Annotated in this window: 18 protein-coding genes; 14 read left to right on the top strand and 4 right to left on the bottom strand. The window is 51.3% G+C overall.

Going from position 1 to position 17,904, the window contains the following annotated elements:
- Positions 1-88: 88 nt before the first annotated feature.
- The 9 genes from E2980_RS13090 to E2980_RS13050 all read left to right on the top strand — a co-directional run bounded on the left by E2980_RS13090 (position 89) and on the right by E2980_RS13050 (position 8,905).
- Entirely contained in the window at positions 89-937 is an 849-nt protein-coding gene (locus E2980_RS13090) for a DUF72 domain-containing protein (protein WP_135152620.1), read from the top strand.
- Positions 938-956: 19 nt separating this feature from the next.
- Positions 957-1,949, top strand: coding sequence for a Gfo/Idh/MocA family protein (locus E2980_RS13085; RefSeq protein ID WP_135152619.1), 993 nt, complete (start codon positions 957-959; stop codon positions 1,947-1,949).
- Positions 1,950-1,984: 35 nt separating this feature from the next.
- Positions 1,985-2,950, top strand: a complete 966-nt coding sequence (locus tag E2980_RS13080) for a D-2-hydroxyacid dehydrogenase (protein ID WP_135152618.1) — start codon at positions 1,985-1,987, stop codon at positions 2,948-2,950.
- A gap of 17 nt (positions 2,951-2,967) precedes the next feature.
- Complete coding sequence (locus E2980_RS13075; RefSeq protein WP_167747113.1) at positions 2,968-4,137, top strand: MFS transporter; 1,170 nt, start codon at positions 2,968-2,970, stop codon at positions 4,135-4,137.
- A complete protein-coding gene (gene trhA / locus E2980_RS13070; RefSeq protein WP_135152616.1) occupies positions 4,130-4,768 on the top strand; it encodes a PAQR family membrane homeostasis protein TrhA in 639 nt (212 codons plus the stop codon). The genes E2980_RS13075 and trhA overlap by 8 nt, the downstream gene beginning before the upstream one ends.
- A gap of 24 nt (positions 4,769-4,792) precedes the next feature.
- Entirely contained in the window at positions 4,793-5,449 is a 657-nt protein-coding gene (locus E2980_RS13065) for a pentapeptide repeat-containing protein (protein ID WP_135152615.1), read from the top strand.
- An 871-nt stretch (positions 5,450-6,320) separates the two neighbouring features.
- Positions 6,321-7,337, top strand: coding sequence for an ABC transporter substrate-binding protein (locus E2980_RS13060; RefSeq protein ID WP_135152614.1), 1,017 nt, complete (start codon positions 6,321-6,323; stop codon positions 7,335-7,337).
- A 7-nt stretch (positions 7,338-7,344) separates the two neighbouring features.
- Positions 7,345-8,124, top strand: coding sequence for an ABC transporter ATP-binding protein (locus E2980_RS13055; protein ID WP_135152613.1), 780 nt, complete (start codon positions 7,345-7,347; stop codon positions 8,122-8,124).
- Positions 8,105-8,905, top strand: a complete 801-nt coding sequence (locus tag E2980_RS13050) for an ABC transporter permease (RefSeq protein WP_135152612.1) — start codon at positions 8,105-8,107, stop codon at positions 8,903-8,905. The genes E2980_RS13055 and E2980_RS13050 overlap by 20 nt, the downstream gene beginning before the upstream one ends.
- A gap of 42 nt (positions 8,906-8,947) precedes the next feature.
- Here E2980_RS13050 and E2980_RS13045 read toward each other — a convergent pair whose 3' ends face one another.
- The gene (locus tag E2980_RS13045; RefSeq protein WP_240703020.1) at positions 8,948-9,145 is read right to left on the bottom strand and encodes a hypothetical protein; all 198 of its coding nucleotides are present in this window, start codon (positions 9,143-9,145) and stop codon (positions 8,948-8,950) included.
- Positions 9,146-9,322: 177 nt separating this feature from the next.
- On the opposite strand from E2980_RS13045, the gene E2980_RS13040 reads away from it, so the two are divergent.
- The 4 genes from E2980_RS13040 (at position 9,323) to E2980_RS13025 (ending at position 13,832) form a co-directional block, all read left to right on the top strand.
- On the top strand, positions 9,323-9,799 hold the full coding sequence (locus tag E2980_RS13040) for a DUF1904 family protein (RefSeq protein ID WP_135152611.1): 477 nt from the start codon (positions 9,323-9,325) through the stop codon (positions 9,797-9,799).
- A gap of 24 nt (positions 9,800-9,823) precedes the next feature.
- Positions 9,824-10,762 carry a metallophosphoesterase family protein gene (locus tag E2980_RS13035; protein ID WP_135152610.1) on the top strand — a complete coding sequence of 313 codons (939 nt, stop codon included), beginning with the start codon at positions 9,824-9,826 and terminating at the stop codon, positions 10,760-10,762.
- Between the two features lie 630 nt (positions 10,763-11,392).
- On the top strand, positions 11,393-13,465 hold the full coding sequence (locus E2980_RS13030; protein ID WP_135152609.1) for an Ig-like domain-containing protein: 2,073 nt from the start codon (positions 11,393-11,395) through the stop codon (positions 13,463-13,465).
- A 103-nt stretch (positions 13,466-13,568) separates the two neighbouring features.
- A complete protein-coding gene (locus E2980_RS13025; protein WP_135152608.1) occupies positions 13,569-13,832 on the top strand; it encodes a DUF1294 domain-containing protein in 264 nt (87 codons plus the stop codon).
- 61 nt (positions 13,833-13,893) lie between these two features.
- On the opposite strand, the gene E2980_RS13020 is transcribed toward E2980_RS13025, so the two are convergent.
- The 3 genes from E2980_RS13020 to E2980_RS13010 are packed head-to-tail and all read right to left on the bottom strand — an operon-like array spanning position 13,894 to position 16,288.
- Entirely contained in the window at positions 13,894-14,751 is an 858-nt protein-coding gene (locus tag E2980_RS13020; RefSeq protein WP_135152607.1) for a J domain-containing protein, read from the bottom strand.
- Between the two features lie 59 nt (positions 14,752-14,810).
- Positions 14,811-15,266: a bactofilin family protein gene (locus E2980_RS13015; RefSeq protein WP_135152606.1), complete on the bottom strand. Its 456-nt coding sequence runs from the start codon at positions 15,264-15,266 to the stop codon at positions 14,811-14,813.
- Between the two features lie 2 nt (positions 15,267-15,268).
- Positions 15,269-16,288 carry a M23 family metallopeptidase gene (locus tag E2980_RS13010; RefSeq protein WP_135152605.1) on the bottom strand — a complete coding sequence of 340 codons (1,020 nt, stop codon included), beginning with the start codon at positions 16,286-16,288 and terminating at the stop codon, positions 15,269-15,271.
- Positions 16,289-16,466: 178 nt separating this feature from the next.
- On the opposite strand from E2980_RS13010, the gene E2980_RS13005 reads away from it, so the two are divergent.
- Positions 16,467-17,561, top strand: coding sequence for a ParM/StbA family protein (locus E2980_RS13005; protein ID WP_135152604.1), 1,095 nt, complete (start codon positions 16,467-16,469; stop codon positions 17,559-17,561).
- Positions 17,562-17,904 lie beyond the last annotated feature (343 nt).

Raw genomic sequence — 17,904 nt, 5'->3', positions numbered from 1 at the left:
CCATTCGGGTTAATGACTTGAAGAATAGACGATAAAGTTTTAGTATCAGGGTATTGCTTAACCTAGGTCGGGTATGGGAGGTGCCGCCGTGATTCAGGTTGGATTGGCGGGATGGGGAGATCATGATACGCTTTATCCGCCCGGAACGGCGGCGAAGGACAAGCTTCGAACTTATGGCACGCAGTTTGGGATCGTGGAGATGGATAGCTCGTTCTACGCCGTGCAGCCTATGGAGCGGATGACCCGCTATGCGGAAGAAACCCCTGAGGGCTTCGGCTTTATCGTGAAAGCCTACCAGGGAATAACGGGGCACCTGCGAGGAAAGCCCTATTACGAGAATGACGACGAGATGTACCAGGCGTTCAGGGAAAGCTTGGAACCGGTCATGCTGGCAGGTAAGTTAACGGCGGCGCTGCTCCAATACCCGCCATGGTTTGATTGCACCAAGGATAACGTGAGAATATTAAGAGAGACCAAGAAAAGGATGGAAGGTTTTCCGTGCGCGCTTGAATTCCGCCATCAAAGCTGGTTCGCGCCGGAATACCGGGAGAAGACGCTGGCGTTCATGCGGGAGGAAGGCTGGATTCATAGCGTCTGCGATGAACCGCAGGCGGGCGCAGGGTCGATTCCGATCGTCCTTGAAGCGACAACGCCGGAATTCACTCTCGTTCGCTTGCACGGACGAAACGTCGGCGGCTGGAACCAGAGCGGCGCCGCGAATTGGAGAGAGGTTCGTTACCTCTACGATTACAGCCAAGAGGAGCTTGGGGAGTGGAAGGACTGTATCGACCAATTGCTCCGACAATCGGCGAAAATTGGGATTATTTTCAACAACAACTCCGGGGGACACGCGGCTAACAATGCCAAGCAGCTTATGCGAATGCTAGATTTACCCGTAACGGAAATACCGAGACAGCTAGATTTATTCAACCTCTAAAATAGAAAGGATTATCCCTATGATTAGATTCGGCATTATCGGCACCAATTGGATCACGGAAGACTTTATTAACGCCGCTCGCAGGATCGGGGACTTCGCTCTGACAGCCGTGTATTCCCGCTCGGAAGCGACAGGGCGACAATTCGCGGACAAGCACGGCATTCCCCATGTTTACGCGGACTTAGAATCCTTCGCGGCAAGCAGCGAGTTGGACGCCGTCTATATCGCCAGCCCTAACTCCTTCCACGCCGAACAGGCGATCCTGCTCATGAACCATGGCAAGCACGTGCTGTGCGAGAAGCCGCTTGCTTCCAACGCATTGGAAGTCCGGCGCATGACGGAATCGGCAGCGAACAACCAGGTCGTGCTCATGGAGGCAATGAAATCCACGTTTACGCCTAATTTCCTCGCGATTCGCGACAACCTGCACAAGATCGGAACAGTTCGCCGTTATTTCGCGAGTTATTGCCAATACTCTTCCCGGTACGATCTCTACAAGCGTGGAGAGATTCCCAACGCATTCAACCCGGAGTTCTCCAATGGCGCGTTGATGGATTTAGGCGTCTATTGCGTCTATCCGTTGGTCGTTTTGTTCGGGCTGCCGGACAGCATTCAGGCCAACGGATTTATGCTGGATTCCGGAGTAGACGGAGCGGGCAGCATTCTGCTCTCTTATAAAGGCATGGACGCCGTCATCCATTACTCCAAGATCGTCGACTCGTACGCGAGCGCCGAGATTCAAGGAGAGAACGGGACGATCATCTTCGATAAAATCAGCCGGCCGGACAAGGTGCAAATCCGTTATCGCGACGGTACGTTGGAGGATCTTACGCAAGCGCAGGAAGACAACGCCATGTTCTACGAAGTTCAAGAATTTATTGCGCTAATCCAGCGAGGGGCAAAGCAATCCAGCGTGAATTCCCACGTGAATTCGCTGGCTGTTATCGGAATATTGGACGAGGCGCGTAAGCAAATGGGACTTGTGTATCCTGCTGACGGGGCCAACTCCTGAGGAATACTTAAACCTGGAAAGCGGAGGAAGTAAAAATGAACATTGTCGTCTTAGACGGCATGACTTTGAATCCGGGGGATTTGGATTGGAGATCGCTTGAAGCATTCGGTCGATTAACGGTGTACGATCGGACACCTCCGGACCGGATCGTGGAGCGTGCCAAGGGTGCGCAGATCGTCATTTCGAACAAGACTCCCCTGCGGGCCGAGACGTTGAATTTGCTTCCCGACCTGCGCTACATCGGGGTTCTGGCGACGGGTTACGACGTCATCGACACGAAGGCAGCCGCGGCAAGGGGGGTCGTCGTCACGAACGTGCCCGGGTACGGCACGCAGACCGTCGCGCAAACCGTGTTCGCGCTGTTGCTTGAATTGTGCCATCATGTCCAACTTCATAGCGATGCGGTACGTGGCGGAGAATGGTCGTCCTCCCCGGATTTCAGCTTTTGGAAAACGCCTTTAATCGAGCTGGCCGGCAAAACATTGGGGATCGTCGGCTTCGGCAGAATCGGGGAGCGGGCGGCCCGTATCGCGGAAGCTTTCGGAATGAACGTTATCGCTGTTCGAAGCAATCGTGCCATGCCGTCTTCTTCGGATGACGCCGTGCGGCGAGTGGAGCTGAACGAGCTTTTCCGCGTCTCGGACGCGGTTACCTTGCATTGCCCGCTAACGCTCGAAACGGAAGGCATGATTAACCGGAACAGCCTAAGTTTAATGAAACCATCGGCTTTCCTGATCAATACGGCTCGCGGCAAGCTTGTCGTCGAGCAGGACTTGGCCGACGCCTTGAACGAAGGTATTATCGCGGGTGCCGCGCTTGATGTTCTGTCGACGGAACCGCCTCCGCCGGACAATCCTCTATTGACCGCCCGGAACTGTATCGTGACGCCTCACATCGCATGGGCTACGAAAGAAGCGCGCGAACGACTTCTTGCAACGGCTGCGGACAATGTGGGGGCTTGGTTAAACGGCTCTCCGCGGAACGTCGTGGGGGTATCTTAGCGTGAAGGAAAATGACCGTGTCTATCATAACCAGGCTTAAAGGCTTCAACTTTTTTTACTTTGCCCTGTTCGCGTTATTCATTTCTTTCCTGCCGACCTATAGCGCCCAAGTCGGCGTATCTGGAACTCACATCGGACTTATCCTCGGCTTGGGCAGCTTGATCAGTATAGTGGCTCAGCCCTTATGGGGAATGGTCAGCGATAAGTCACGGACGATTAAGAAGGTGCTTCTGCTTCTATTAACGGCCTCGATTCTCGTTGGAACGCTGCTGTACCAAGCTAACCATGTCTGGAGCTTGGTCGTCCTTGTCGCACTAATGAACGTGTTCTACTTGCCGACGGATCCTCTCGTGGAAAGCTTGAACTTTCAAACGTCCCAGCGTGAAAATGTCGGCTACGGATCGGTCCGGATGTTCGGGGCGTTAGGCTATGCGTGCGTATCCCTCACTGCGGGTTATGCTCTTAAACTGTGGAGTATGGACAGCCTGTCTTGGATATTTCTAGGCATCGGCATCGCGGCTCTGGTGCTGGCTTTAGGGCTGTCGGATGTGAAGGCTTCGGCTTCCAGGGCTTCCTTTCATCATTTGCGGGAATTTTTCTCTCAGTCGCATACGTTAGCCTTTTTCCTTGTCGTGCTCATCGTCGCCATTCCCCACAAAATGAACGATACGTTCATTGGACTCTACATGGAGCAATTGGGCGGGGACGTACGGCTGACCGGGATATCCTGGTTCGTGATGACGATCACAGAGACGGTTATGTTCGCGCTCAGCGCCCGGATAATAAAACCCGGCAAAGAAGCTTTATGTATGGCAGTGGCAGCGGGGCTGTACGCATTGAGGTTCCTATTGAGCTCGATGATCGGAACGCCTTACGGACTTGTTGCGCTTCAGGTTTTCCAAGGGTTTACGTTCGTCATTTTCTATGTTGGAGCGCTGCAGTATTTGTACCGAATCGTGCCCGACCAATGGAAGTCTACGGGACAAACCGTACTAACGGCGATCTTTTTCGGCGTTTCGGGCATTGTCGGCTCGACCCTCGGAGGCTGGCTGATCGACGAATACGGAGGAACCTTCTTATATAGAGGGATGGCGTTCATCGCTTTGCTTGGATTTCTGCTCGGCATTTATTTGGTTAGGAAGCCTGATAGTCTGCAGCAAAAGGGAAGGTGGCATAAAGATGGCTGACACGCATGTGTACACGAAGAGAGAAGAGATAGCCAATGCGATTACGCATGGCATAGGGACTTTGCTAAGCATCGCGGGACTCGTTCTATTGATCGTATTCGCAAGCCGGGAGGGAACGGCCTGGCACGTCGTGAGCTTCACGATATTCGGCGTTACGATGCTGTTGCTCTATACGGCTTCGACGCTGGTGCATTCTTTTCCCGAAGGCAAGGTCAAGGATCTGTTCGAGACGTTCGATCACTCTTGCATCTATCTGTTCATAGCGGGAACCTATACGCCGTTGTTGCTCGTAACCTTACGCAGCCCGCTTGGCTGGACGCTGTTCGGTATCGTCTGGGGTCTTGCGGTGGCGGGGGTCGTCTTCAAAGCGTTCTTCACGAAAAAATTCCTGGTGATCTCCACGCTTTTCTACGTCATGATGGGGTGGCTGATCGTATTCGCGTGGAAGCCGCTCCAAGCGTTGCTAGTCCCGGGAGGCATCCGGCTTCTCATTATCGGAGGACTTCTCTATACCGTCGGCTCCGTCTTCTATATTTGGCGGGGCTTCCCGTATCACCACACGGTATGGCACTTGTTCGTCCTGGCGGGTTCGATGATGCACTTCTTCGCGATCTTGTTCTATGTGTTATGACTAAAGTATTCGGAGGTATCATTCATGGCTACGAAGAAGGAAAAGAGCTTTCTAGAAGCGCCTAGAATTCCGGAGCTGCTTGACCCATTAACCATTGAGGATTACGAAATTCAAGATAAGCAGGCTTTTGAGAATAGTCGAATCGCAAACGGTAAGCTTGCCGATCAGTCAGCCGACAAGGTAAGCTTTGACCGTGTCGTGTTCGAGAATGTTTTCTTTGAGCGGATCGCCTTAGAGAGAGCCGAATTTACCGACGTCGTCTTCAATCGATGCGACCTGTCGAACGTCAATTTCCGCGATTCGATCTTGCATAGGGTACAATTCAACAACTGCAAGCTCCTCGGGTTCGATCTATCGAATTCAACGATGCGCAACGTGAGATTCGACCAATGCAACGGTCAATATTCCGTCTATCGGTTCACCGATATGAAGCAGGTTGGTTTCTTCCATAGCAACTTCGATAAGGCGGATTACTATGAAGCGAGCTTGGCGAAAATTGAATTCGTAGAAACAGGCATCGATCAGGCGCAATTTACTGGAGCGAGACTGGCAGGAATCGATCTGAGCAGCTGCGAATTTCTAAGCATCGGAGTTACTCTGGAAGGCCTTCATGGCTGCATTATCGGCCCTGACCAGGTTCGCGGCTTCGCTCATCTGCTTGGCGTGGTCATTAAGGAGTAAATACCTTTTCAATGTAACTAACTTCGACTTCGGCGGGCATTCAGCACGGAATTAGCAAAGAAAATTAGCTAACTTCGACTTCAGTGGGCATGAGGTACGGAATTAGCAAAGAAAGTTTGTTAACTTCGACTTCGGCGGGCACGAGGCACGGAATTAGCAAAGAAAATTAGCTAACTTCGACTTCGGCGGGGCATGAGGTGCCGAGATAACAAAGAAAGTTGGCTAACTTCGACTTCGGCGGGCACGAGGCACGGAATTAGCAAAGAAAATTAGCTAACTTCGACTTCGGCGGGGCATGAGGTGCCGAGATAACAAAGAAAGTTGGCTAACTTCGACCTTTAGCGGGCGTGGGCCACCGAGATAGTAACAAAAGTTTACTATCTCTGCCCTCCGGGAGCTCGCAGCACCGAGATAGTAACAAAAGCTTACTATCTCCGCCCTCGGCGAGCTCGCGGCACCGAGATAGTAACAAAGGCTTACTATCTCCGCCCTCCCCGAGCTCGCAGCACCAAGATAGTAACAAAAGCTTACTATCTCGACCCTCCATGAACTCGCGGCACCGAGATAGTAACAAAAGCGTACTATCTCCGCCCTCCGCGAGCTCGAGGCACCGAGATAGTAACAAAAGCTTACTATCCCGCCCTCCGCGAGCTAGAAGCACCGAGATAGTAACAAAAGCGTACTATCTCCGCCCTCTCCGCCCTCCGCGAACGAACAATATGACATTGTAATATCAATGTACCCTAAATGAACACGTGGCTTGAGCTTTGAATAAGATAATACTTATTCAAGGCTCTTTTTGATATCTACATCGGTTCGTGCCGAGCCGTTCATATACAAGAGCGCCAATATGTGAGGGAGTGAACCATCCATGAAGAACATGAGAAAACCTGCTCTGTTGCTCCTGGTCGCCATGCTAATGATCCTGACCGCCGCCGCATGCGGCAAAAACAACAAAGATCCCGAGAAATTAACTGCCGTCAAATTCTCCGAGGTTATACGTTCCATCTTCTACGCACCGCATTACGTGGCTATGTCCCAAGGCTTTTTCAAGGAGGAAGGACTCAACGTCGATATGAATACCGCTCAAGGCTCCGATAAGGGAGCGGCCGCCCTTATTGCCGGTACCGCGGACATTTCCCTCGTCGGACCGGAAACAACCATCTATATTTTCAACCAAAAGGGGGATAAAACGCTCAAGGTGTTCCACCAGCTCACTTCCAAGGACGGTTCATTCCTCCTATCCAGAGAAAAGCTCGACAACTTCCAATGGAGCGACGTAAGCGGCAAAACGATCATCGGCTGGAGACCGGGCAGCGCACCGCAGATGGTTATGAATTCCACGCTGCTTAAGGAGCAGGCGAAGGACGCAGAAGTTATCACGAATATCGCGGCTCCAGCTATGGCTGGCGCGTTTACTAGCGGTCAAGGGGATTTTATTCAGTTATTCGAGCCCGTAGCTTCGACATTGGTGAATGAAGGCAAAGCCTACTACGCGGCTTCCATGGGCGAAGCTTTCGGGGCATTCCCGGAAACCTCCTACGTAGCTACTTCGGATTTCATAAAGGATAATCCGGAAACCGTCCAGAAGTTCTCCAACGCGGTTGCCAAAGGTACGGAATGGCTCAATACCGCTTCGGAAGATGAAATCGCGAATGCGCTAATGCCGTTTTTCGAGGGGACGCCTAAGGATCTCATCCTTCAATCGGTTGAACGGTACAAGAGCCAAGACACTTGGTCGGCCAACCCGGAACTGACCCAAGAGCAGTTCGATACGTTGCAAAGCGTGCTCGTGGAGAATGGCGTGCTGAAAGCGGAAGAGAAAATCAAGAACATGGAAGACGTTGTGGATATGAGCTTCGTGAAAAAAAACGGGAAATCGGATTGATGGGCTTATGGCACAAATCGAGCTGAAGGACGTCGGGTTGAGCTATTTTACTCTGAAGCAAGAGACCGAGGCGTTGCGCGACATCAATTTATCCATCAAGCACGGGGAGTTCATTAGTATAGTAGGGCCGAGCGGCTGCGGGAAAAGCACGCTGCTCTCCCTTGTTTCCGGAATGTTGAAGCCGACTAAGGGAAAGGTCTTAATCGACGGTCAAGAGGTATCGGGGACCTCTCCTAAAGTGGGGTATATGCTGCAGCATGACCACTTGTTCGAATGGCGGGACGTCCTGAATAATCTGCTTGTCGGAGCGGAGATTCGCAGAATGGATAGGGGCAAGGCTAAGCAGAAGGCGTTGGAACTGCTCGAGCGCTATGGGTTAGGAGAATTCGCTCGGCACGGTCCTTCGCAGTTGTCCGGGGGGATGCGCCAACGGGTTGCGTTGATTCGTACTCTGGTGGCGGAGCCGGATATTCTGCTGCTGGACGAACCGTTCTCCGCTTTGGATTATCAAACTCGTCTGACACTGTCGGAGGAAGTGTTTCATATTATTAAGGATCAGGGGAAGACCGCCGTGCTCGTTACGCACGATCTTTCCGAGGCAATCAGCATGGCTGACAGGGTTATGGTCATGTCTAAACGGCCCAGCACGATTTCGACCGTCCATACGATTCTATTCGAAGAAGGCGACAACCTGTCACCTTGGAAAAAAAGGGAGGCAGGCCGATACAACCACTTCTTCAACGCGATTTGGAAGGAGTTAGAGGAGCATGTCATCCCCACTGTATGACGACTACCTAAGAATCCAAAAACGCAGGCTTCGCATAGTCTCGCTAACTCGGCTCTCTGTTCTTATTCTGTTCCTGGCTCTGTGGGAGCTCGCCGCCGAATGGAGGTGGATCGATCCGATGCTGACGAGCAAACCGTCTCAGCTGTGGACCTCCTTCCGGGAGCTTGCCTTCGAAGGGAGCTTATTCAAGCATACTTGGATATCCGGACTCGAGACGCTCGTCGGGATCGTTATCTCCATGCTGCTCGGAACGGCCATCGCCGTACTCTTCTGGTGGAGTACCTTCGCCTCGAAGGTGTTGGAGCCTTATATCGTAGTCCTCAACGCGCTTCCTAAGGTTGCGCTGGGTCCGATATTCTATATCTGGTTAGGCGACCGATATTCGATCTATGGCATGGCGGTGGCGATATCCGTTATCGTGACCATCATCATGGTGGAGAGCGGGTTCAGGGAAATCAGCAAGACCAAGCTTAAGCTGATGGGATCCTTCGGGGCAACGAGGTTTCAGATGCTTCGAATGGTGCTGCTTCCCGCGAGCGTTCCCCATTTTATCGCAACGCTGAAGGTGAACGTAGGTTTGACGCTGGTCGGGGTGGTGATGGGGGAATTCCTTTCCTCCAAGGCGGGTCTTGGGTATCTGATCATCTATGGCGGCCAGGTCTTCCAGATGAATCTCGTAATGGTCAGCATTATGATGCTGGCACTTTTGTCCGTTATTCTCTATGGCATCGTCAACCTTCTAGCGCGATACGCGAGGAAAAAATACAATCACGAGTCGTGATGGAGGTGACCCGTGGGACAGGCTCCGTCTATGATTGGAAGATCAAGCTATGCCATTTAAAAAATCAGCGCCGTCGCGGCTGCCTCTGAGGCGGCATTGCGTTCGGCGCTGCTCTGCTTTCTTGTTCTGCACGACTTGGGTATGAGGCTTGCGATGCCACTGGTTACGGCTTATTTCCGGGTTATTCAATCCGGACCTCTCGATCTTGCGTCGATGTTGCTTTGATTTCGACATTCCCATATTTTAGACACCTCCGTGTTTAAATTGATCATAACGCACGCTATCGGTTGTGCGCAATAGGATCTATGCGACCAAGCGGCTTGTCCGCTTCAACGAAATGGAGTACAATCTACCGGTCGAGGTTATGGCGGACGTCCGCACAGCATCGGATTCATTCACCGAAGGAGTGCCTATAAAATGCCTCATCTGCTTATCCGGGGAATTAGCCCCGAACAAATTCGCGGCATCAGCATGCCTCTAGTCGCCGACCTGGCCCTAGCATTCAAATGCCCGGAGGACCATATATTGCTGGAATGCCTGCACACGACCGCCTGCTTCGGCGGAGAGCTTGTGCCATCTTATCCCTTTATTGAAGTCAATTGGTTCGACCGGGGACAATCCGTCCAGGATCAAGCCGCCGAGTGTATTGACCGGCATGTTCGATCGCTAGACATCGCAGAGGTCGAGGTTGCATTCAGAAGCTACGAAACGAATAACTATTACGCGAACGGGGTCAAGCTATCCGCTACCGGCGAAGCAGAGCTGCAATCTCTCAAATCGGAGAATGAACGGCTCAAAGACGAACTCCAGAAGGCCAGGAAAGCGCTGCAATCCAACCCGTCCAACTCGAACTCTTATATGTCTAGCAAGCTATACGATGCGCTAAGAGAGTAGCATGTCGATTGCGAGGTCATTCGTATGAACAGAAAACTGAGGTTTCGATCCGACGGAACGTTCACGATCGTGCAATTTACCGACCTTCACTGGCAAAACGGCGAACCGAAGGATATGCGCACTAAAGCGCTTATGGAGCGGGTGCTGACTGAGGAAAATCCGGATCTCATCGTCTTTACGGGAGACGTAATCGAGAGCCTATGCTGCAAGGATCCGCTGCAATCATACAGGGATGCGGTGTCGGTTGCCGAGAAGAGCGGCATTCCTTGGGCGGCCGTATTCGGCAACCATGATTGCGAAGGGATCGTGACCAGGGAGCATCTAATGGGCATTCAGCTCGAGCACGCGGGTACGATTGCGGAAGCAGGTCCTGCGGAAATAGATGGGGTAGGCAATTTCGTCGTCCGGATTGCGGATTCGGACGATACGACTGCGGCAGCTCTTTATTTTCTTGATAGCGGCGGGTATTCGGCGTTGGCGGGAGTTGCGGGATATGACTGGATTCGTCAAAGCCAGGTGGATTGGTACCAAGCGCAATCCAGATCGCTGCGGGAAGAAAATGCAGGCGTTCCGGTTCCGGCGCTAGCCTTTCAGCATATTCCTCTGCCGGAATACCGGGAGGTGTGGAATTACGGCACGTGTTATGGGCATCGGTATGAGCGGGTCCAATCGCCCAAGCTCAATTCGGGTCTGTTCGCGGCGATGGTCCAGTCCGGAGGCGTTATGGGAATTTTTTGCGGCCATGACCACATTAACGATTATTCCGGAATGCTGCATGGAATAAGATTAAGCTATGGACGGGCCACCGGTTACAACACTTACGGGCGATGGCTATTCCAAAGAGGTGCGCGAGTGATTCAACTTCGGCGCGATCAGGATTATATCTCCTGGCATCGCTTGGCGAATGGCAAGAAAGTGCTGAATCCCCGCAAGCATTCCCCGAATCGGTTTTCTCGAGCTTAGAAGACTATTATAAAGCTCTTCCCTAATGCCCAGCGCATATAGGGGAGGGCTTTTTTCTTTTCTGACCATCAAATTAGCTCAGGGAAAATCCGAAACGGTCATTTTGATCACCTCACACGTTCACTGAGCTACCTTCGCATTTGAGACGGTCACTTTGACCGTCATGACGCCTAAACTAGGCATCTATGTTTCGATTTGCGCGCTGAAACGGTCATTTTGACCACCTCAAACGTTCACTTAGCCAATTTCGCATTTGAAACGGTCATTTTGGCCGTATGGCGGAATAATACCGCCACGTGGTTACTACTTAGGTCTCCCCATATTTACTATTCTCTATAGCTATTCAAGGCCCAAAAAGTGCCTTCATCGCGCCGCAACCTAATGAGCATGAAGCGCGAAGGCCAAAAAAGTGCCTTCATCGCTCCCTAAAAAAAGGAGACCTAAGTAGTAACCGCCACGTGGTACTAAATGCCCGAAATTCGCTCCGCGGCACCTATCGCTGTTGGACAAGTCGATACCATGCGTATCTTTTTTTTAAGAATTTTCTAATAATAGAAACAAAACGTATCTGACCAGCGTCAAACTCATTGCACTCACAGAACTGTGTCTAGTTTATAAGGAGGTAGCGAGATGAGGAAGACGATTGCGGGATTGCTTGCTATGTTCATGTTATTCAGCATGCCGTTTAAAGTTATGGGAGCATCGAATTTATCGACGGAGCAGAAGTACGAAGTGCTCAGGCAGAAAAACATTTTCACCGGGTTCGCGGATGGCAGTTCACGCCTTTACGAGACCATGTCGCGGGAGCAACTGGCTGCGGTTCTATTCCGCTTGCTGGAGTTGCCAGTACAGGCTTATTCGCCGAGTTTCGACGACGTACTGAAAACTCGATGGTCTTATCGCGAGATCGAAACGGTCAACCGGGCAGGGCTGATGAAAGGGACCAAAGCTAGAACGTTCGCTCCCCTGCAGAACGTCACGGTAGAGCAGATGGCCGTGATATTCATTCGAAGCTACGGTTTATCGGGAGGAGGAAATACGCCGGTTACCGGCAAAGTGTCCAAATGGGCGAGAGGAGCGGTCAGCCTGGCGTTAGATCGTCAATTGATTCCGCAACTTAGCGATTACACAGTGGACGCGACTCGTGGACTGTTGGTCGAGGCGGCTTATGCCGTCTATGAAGACACCCATATCGAACCGCTTCGTATTCGCTCCGTAGACCAGCTCTCGAACCAATCGGTGAGAGTAAATTTACAGCAATGGACCGATACCGCGGATAAGAGCAGGTTCGCGCTCAAGGATGCTTATGGTAACATTCGGACCATTCATCAAGCAACGATAAGCCAGGACGGGATGTCGATTGTGCTATGGACGGATCGGCAGCTTGGCGGCGTGGTTCACACGTTAACGATCGACGGAATCTCTTGGACTTACACATCCACTCCGGATGACGCGACCAAGCCGTACATCGTATCGCAGCCGGTTAGATTACCGAATAAGGTATTCGAGATTACTTTCTCGGAGCCGGTAGAGCAGAATTCCGCAACGAACTCCAACAACTTTTTATTAAATAACGGCTTAAAAATAAGGACCCTTCAGCTGTCGTCCGACGCGCGCAAGGTGATCTTCACCACATCGGATCAGACGGATGGGAGAACCTACCAGTTAACGGTCCGCAACGTTAAGGATTTGGCCGGCAACGTCATGGACACGCGCAATGACTTGTATTTCGTAGGCAGCAACGATAATACGAAGCCGAAAGTAACCGAGGTAAAGGTTGATACTAACACAGCCTTGGTAAGCGTCAAATTCAGCGAGAAGATCGATCCGCATCACGCGGTTCAAACTTACCATTACTCCATCGATAAAGGATTAGCGGTCGCTCAAGCGACTTTGAACAGCGATGGGCAAACCGTAATCTTAAAGACAACGCAGCAGCAAGACGGAAGCTTCTACACTTTAACCGTTAGCGGCATTCCGGATGTCGCGGGCAATGTTATGGATTCGTCCTCCAGTTGGAAGTTCGGCGCGGTTTCCAATCCGATCGTTCCCGTCAATCTGCAAGAGATTAAGGCCATTAACCAGAACACGGTGGAAGTGACGTTCGATCGCGCCATAACGGGGTCTGACGTGAACAATCTAAAACTGACCGCATTGAAGGATAACGGCTCGCAAGTATCCATGACGGATTGGAGCGCCTTCGTCCAATGGAAGCCGGGAAGCGACCGGGCGGTAACCATCCAATTCCGCAACAAATCAAGCAACCCCGATTTGTTCGTTACGGGTCACTGGTACGGCGCTCGCGTATCTGGAGTTTCGGGATTGGTGACGACAAACGATTCGAATTATAAGGAATTCGGAGGGACCGTAACCGATAATTGGATTCCGTACGTGACCCAAGCCGTCGTGCTCGACAGCAAGAGGATAAAAGTGATTTTCAGCGAACCGGTCAAAAATGTTAACGAGACGGCCTTCCGAATCCGTGTGAAGGACGGCGATACTGTGAATATCGATTACGACGAGCTGAACGATACGAACAAGATCGTAACGGAGGTCGTTCTCAGGTTGAAGGATGAGCTGGAAATCAATAAGAACTACGAGATGTCTTTTCAGCCGAATATCATTACCGATGCCGCGGGATGGAACGGATTAAAAACAAGCGACGGTTCAACGCCGTATATCTTGAGCTTCAGGAGAAATTAGCCGTGCGAGCATGGCAAGCATAGAATATCCCCTAATCCCCTTGTTTCGCGGAGAGAATAAAAGTTGTACAATTTGATAAGCAAGGGGAGCAGGGGGCAAAGAAATGCAATGGTTAATCGGTTACCTCATAGGCATTAATCTATTAGCGCTCTTTCTCATGGCGCATGATAAGTCTCAGGCAAGGAACCGCGGCAGGAGGGTACCCGAGAGGACGTTATTCCTGACGGCCGCCGTTGGAGGAGCTATCGGGGCTATCGCCGCGATGAGAATTTGGCGGCACAAGACCAAACATGTTTCGTTCGTCGTCGGTATGCCTGCGGTACTCATCGTTCAGGCGATTATTGGCATTTGGCTAGTCGGTAGATAACGGTATGTATCAAAAAGCGGATGCGAGAGGTTTTCACCTGACGCATCCGCTTTTTGCATGTTTATGGCGTTGTTTGAATTAACTTCTCCAGCAGCTTGCGGGTATCGTCCCATTTCTCTTCGCTAGCGCGGATAGCAATAATTGGACTCTCTCCTGACAGCTCTATGCCTTGGAATATCGGGTTGCCTGCAATATCGATTCCGTAAGGATGATCTTCGGTATCCTCTTCGGCTTTGGCAGTGCGGACCTTATCCTGCGGAAGCGTCATTCCGGTTGCTTTCGCGAAATCGTCCAATCGGATGAATGCCCCCTGAACGGTTAAGCTTTCAAAGTTTTTCTTGTCCGTAATATAGAGCTCGGACTTCTCTGTCATAAGCATGAGTATGCTTTTCTGTTGCATGGCCATATCTTGTTGGCTCTTGATTTCGGTAGGAACGAATACTAGCGTAGTCTTGATTCGCTTCCAATCGGGAATGAGCGTCAGCATATTCTGCTCCAGCGCTTCCATGTCCGCGAAGTAGAAGTTACCGAATACGCTTACGGATAGATTGGCCGGAGGCGTATTGGCGGCTTCCCTTCTCTTGTCGATGCCTTCTTTGATGAAATAGCCGGCGAGAAGCACGAGTACGAGTCCGATAATGACATGGAATTTATAATAGTGGAAGAAGTGGGCCGTCTTCGTAGGCTTCTCGACGGTGCTGATTTTCTCCGACTCGATTCCGAGCACGAGATTATAGGCCCGATTAATCTCCGAAAGGTCCAAACCTTGATTTTCTTCGTCGTCTTCCCCGCTGCGGCTTTTCTCGGATCGTGCGCGCTTCATCAAGATGAAATAACGGTTCTCTACCTGTTCCCGGGTCGCGTCTTCCGGCAAACCCAGTATTTCGTATGCCTTCTTCAAGTCTTCCAATTCGCTCACTCCAGTCAACCTTCCGTTCTACTATGAATGATACACGAAGTACGGAAGGGCGCGCAAACCTACCACGTTTTGAGTACGGATACCGCATCTCCTTCGGGAGCTTGGGGAACGATTGCTTCCGGCTCTCGCGGAGGGGTTTTTTCTTCGGCAACGAAGGGAGCGTCTTTCATGTCCATTCTGCTAGACCCTTGGAAGAGGCCTCCGGATTCGATCGAGAGCTCAAGCGCGGAGAGGTTGCCGTGAAGCTTTCCCGTAGCTTTAATGGTCAATTTCCCTGAAGCGGCGACATTGCCGATGACCTTGCCGGCTACGATCACGTTGCGGGCTTTGATGTTCGAGCGGGACACCCCGTGCTCGCCGATCGTAATGTCGCCGGCGCATTCGATGTCTCCCACCATTTCCCCTTCGACCCGTATTCCGCCTTCCGATTTTATTTTGCCTTCGAAAGACGTTCCTTCGCCGATTAAAGTATCCGTCATGTTAGGGTCGATCTTGCTTTTCTTCTTCTTAAACATCGTCACTTACTCCTTCTAGTTGCTTTAAGGTAGGGTCGCGGATCAACGTTCTCGCCGTTTATGATGACTTCGTAATGAAGATGAGGGCCCGTGCTGCGCCCGGTTGATCCAAGCTCGGCTATAATATCGCCTTTGCTTACTTTGGTTCCTGCCTCGGTAAGAATTTTGCTAAGGTGAGAGTAATGCGTACGTAATCCGTTGGAGTGAGCAATGAGTACGTTATTGCCATGGGAACTGCTGTATTCCGCCTCGATAACGGTGCCGTCAGCCGCCGCGTAAATCGAGTCCCCGGTATCTCCGCCGATGTCGAGCCCGGCATGATAAGTTGCCCGACTAGTGAAAGGATCCTTGCGGATTCCGAAGGTCGAAGTAATTCTCCGGGAGTCCGTAGGCCATATCGTCGGAGTTACGGCAAGAAGCTTCTGCTGTTTGGCGACGGCTTCTTTGGTCAACTCCAGCTCCGGCTTCATCCATTCGATTTGATCTTCGAGAGAATGGAACGCGTTCATGGTTTGATCGACAAGAAGATCCATTTCTTCCTCGGTTACAGGGAGCTCTTCGCCACCCTTTCCTCCGTCCATGGCGAATTGACCCTCATCGTCGGTTTCTTGCCCGGTAGACGATTTGCCGGCAACTTTGGCCTTATCGGAATCCTTGGTCTCAATGCCTGCCATTTCCTTTAATTCCGATTCTAGTTTCTCGATGTCGTTCATTCGGGTGTTGATTTTCTTAGCTTGCTCGGAGAGATCGGCAAGATCCGTCTGAAGCTCGTCGATATGTTCGTTCTTGCCATCGATGATCTGCTCGTAATCGCCGGTCGCGGAAGACAATTGCTGCTTAAGTTCCCCGATCTGGCCGGTATTGCCTTGATAAAGCAAAATGGCAGTTATGCTGCTTGCAAGCAACGCTGCTGCTATGATTAGTCCCGTAACGAGGATGATTGCAGATAGCTGAAAACGCATCACCTTGTTGTTCGCATCGGGGATCACCATGAAGGTGAATTTTTTATGCCGCCATCTCATGACTTTCCTCCTGATTATTCTACATCTTCATCCCAACATACTTCGACACAATTTTCGCATATTCCTTTTTTATCTAAAAAAATCAAAAGAATCAATAGTGGAAAAGGAGGATTTTGTCGCAACAGGGCGAATCCAATATAAAAGCAAGTCGTAAAGGTTGGAGCCGGGGAGGTTCATGATGATTAAGTTAGCGGGAATAGATATTGGTAACGACAGCGTCAAATTAGTCGTAAGCGGCTCGAATGAACCTGTCATTATTCCGAACATCGTATCGCCGGGTTACGAGAGGCATGTTCTTCAAGAGGAAGATTCGTCCCTGAAGGCGCTTGACGTTATGGTTTACAGCCCGAAATTGAAGAAGAAGAGCCAGCGATATTTCGTAGGCCTGCTCGCTTCGGAGGATCAGGACAACGCGGAGTTGGAGGATACCGACAACAAAGCGACGAGCGACCAATCGCTTATCGTCGCGTTGACGGCATTAGCGTACGCAAGCGTGACGAGCGTAGCTCATTCGCTTCAGCCTGGGCAAACGATCGACCAAGTGGAATACGTGATCGGTACGGGCTTGCCTGTACGGACTTACGCGCGTTATCACCAGTCGTTCGAAGAACGGCTCGTCGGCGAGCATGAGGTTACTTTCTTATCGACGCCGAAACTGAACGGGCGCACGATTCGGGTTAACATACGGAGGGCAATCGTCTCGATCGAGGGCGCTGCCGCACTGTTCCACATGGCTACGCACGAGAATTTGCAGGTGCGGGACGAAGAGCTGTATTACGGTTGTATCGGAATTTGCGAGATGGGGGCTTTAACGACGGACTTCCCGGTCGTGAAGCGAATGAGCATCGACAATCAATTCAGCACGGGCGAGCAGCTCGGACTAGCGTCCTACCTGGACTCGATCATCCGCGAAGTCGAGGATCAATACGGCTATCGCTTTCCGAGCCGCACGAAGCTCGTCCAACGCATTCGCAAGAATCAGTTCATCATTCAGCGAGTGGGCGAGGGACAAGCGGATATTCGGCCTATCGTCGATAACTACTTCAACCGCGCCGCGCAGAAGATCGTGGATCTCATCCGCAAACGTTGGAAGAAGTACCCGGATATCCAATGCTTCTACGTGCTTGGCGGCGGAGCTGCAGCCTTGAAGCCGTATATTCTGGAATTGGCCGAGAACATGCGTCTCCGTTTCGTAGACGACAGCGAGTTGCAGAACGTATATGGATACCTCAAGCTGGCTAAGAACAAAACTTCCCAGTCGGAAGCCGTATAAAACTACACATATCGTTACTAAATTGAAACAGGACTAGCCCAAGGTCTTCTCAGACTTGCGGGACAGTCCCGTTTTTTTTGTTCGGGAAGCTGGAATGGATTCTGCACATTTATCTATTGAAGCGGACCTCAGCCGCTATATCTATATAAGTGTCTACTTAAAGCATCAAGCGGACGCAGTTTCCGCTATTTGCCCATTAACACTCTATCGTCTAGTGGTTTTCGGCAAATAACGGATCCTCTGTCCGCGGGCATGAAAAAATAGGGGTCATTCGTGCAAATTGCGGATTCTGAGTCCGCTCGCGGCTAATCATCGTTTGCAGATCATCGCTCATGAGAGTTTG

Origin of the sequence: Cohnella luojiensis (genome assembly GCF_004564235.1) — a bacterium.
Taxonomy (GTDB): domain Bacteria; phylum Bacillota; class Bacilli; order Paenibacillales; family Paenibacillaceae; genus Cohnella; species Cohnella luojiensis.
This window is presented reverse-complemented; position numbering and strand designations above follow the sequence as displayed.